We start from the raw sequence: 1,447 nt of genomic DNA, 5'->3' as shown, positions 1-1,447 counted from the left end.
CACTAGCGTTGCATAAATGTTCTCTGAATCTTCATAACTTTCTGTAGCATCGAAATTTGCGCACAAAAAAATCCTTTACAATAGATATGGTTAGGTAGCCCTGTCCATAATCCACTGAAAAGGATCATCGCATGGACAAGCATACGCTATTTTCTTCGTTTGGTAAATGGTTAGCGCCAATATGTACGAGAACGTTCACAGATCAGTTGTCTGAAACTCGGCAAGATAAATACGTGAAAAAATTAACGACATCTGCGTACCTAAAGTTGTTCCTTCATGCACAACTGCATGGCAGAGAAGGACTTCGGCATATCGCCGACGATGTGGGGAGTGTCGCCTTCCAGCAAGAGCTTGGACTCACGTCAATCTCAGCTTCCCAACTTAGTCGCAAACACAACCAGGTGAATCCGGAGTTGCTCCAACTGGTGTTCGAGCGTCTTGTTAAGCAGATTTTCTCGACGTACCGTGCACCAACTCATCGCAATAAGATGAAGATCATCGATTCCACAACCGTTGCTTTGTGCTTGCAGAAGTACAAATGGGCCGAGTTTCGAAAGACGAAAGCCGGCATCAAGATCCACATGCGATTGGCATTTGTCGGTGAGCAGGATGTCATGCCAGAGAAGGCAACCATCACAGCTGCCAAGAAGCATGATCGGACGGAGCTCGACAAGCTTGTCGATGAACCAGATGTCACCTATGTATTCGACCGTGGCTACATGGATTACGCCGCATTCGATCGCTACTGCGAAAGCGGCATCTCTTTCGTCACACGTCTCAAAAACAACACTTGCCTAGAGCCGCTTCAATTCCTGGCTGTACCCACAAACAGCAGCGTCAGCGAAGATGTCGTTGTACGTGTTGGTTCGCATCAGAAGAAGATGAAGCATAAGCTCCGAATGGTTCAAACGCAAGACTCGCAAGGCAACTTACTGTTCTTGGTCACGAACCGATTTGATCTTTCTTGTGATGAGATTAGTGACATGTATCGGAGTCGTTGGGCGATTGAAACGTTCTTCAAATGGATGAAGCAACACCTGCGGATCAAGCATTTTCACGGTCATAGTGAGCAAGCCGTCTACAACCAGATTTGGATCGCCCTTATCGCCTTTTGCTTGCTCCTACTAGTCAAGCTAGAGACAAAAGTGGACCACAGCTTGTTGCAACTGAGCCGCTGGCTGACCACGTTATTGTGGCAACCCTATGCAGAGTGGTTGCTAAGGATGAAGCGAAAGCCAAGTCGAAGCTCGCAAGGAAGACGACGACGTGAAGCTGTGGTCTGATCGGCAAGTTACTTAGCACATTACTTTCGTGAACATATTTACATATTTTATCCAAATGGACAAGTTACCTTTTAAGAGGCAATTGACCTTTTGGCTTTTACGACCAACTATCGTTTTCTTAATCTTCAGACAAAATCAATGTCATAGTTTATGCAACGCTAGTG

General features: G+C 46.0%; 1 protein-coding gene. It reads left to right on the top strand.

Annotation, left to right across the window (positions count from 1 at the left end; translation table 11 throughout):
* The first annotated feature begins 131 nt into the window (after nucleotides 1-131).
* The gene (locus tag WH37_RS33070; protein ID WP_046234933.1) at nucleotides 132-1,283 is read left to right on the top strand and encodes an IS4 family transposase; all 1,152 of its coding nucleotides are present in this window, start codon (nucleotides 132-134) and stop codon (nucleotides 1,281-1,283) included.
* Nucleotides 1,284-1,447: the final 164 nt, after the last annotated feature.

It is taken from the genome of Paenibacillus algorifonticola, assembly GCF_000971975.1.
Classification (GTDB): domain Bacteria; phylum Bacillota; class Bacilli; order Paenibacillales; family Paenibacillaceae; genus Pristimantibacillus; species Pristimantibacillus algorifonticola.
Note: the sequence above shows the minus strand (reverse complement) of the source record. Positions and strands in the feature narration are given on the sequence as shown.

What these genes read in the sequence shown, in the direction of transcription:
- WH37_RS33070 (WP_046234933.1), top strand. Translation starts at nt 132, where the DNA reads ATGGACAAGCATACGCTATTTTCTTCGTTTGGTAAATGGTTAGCGCCA.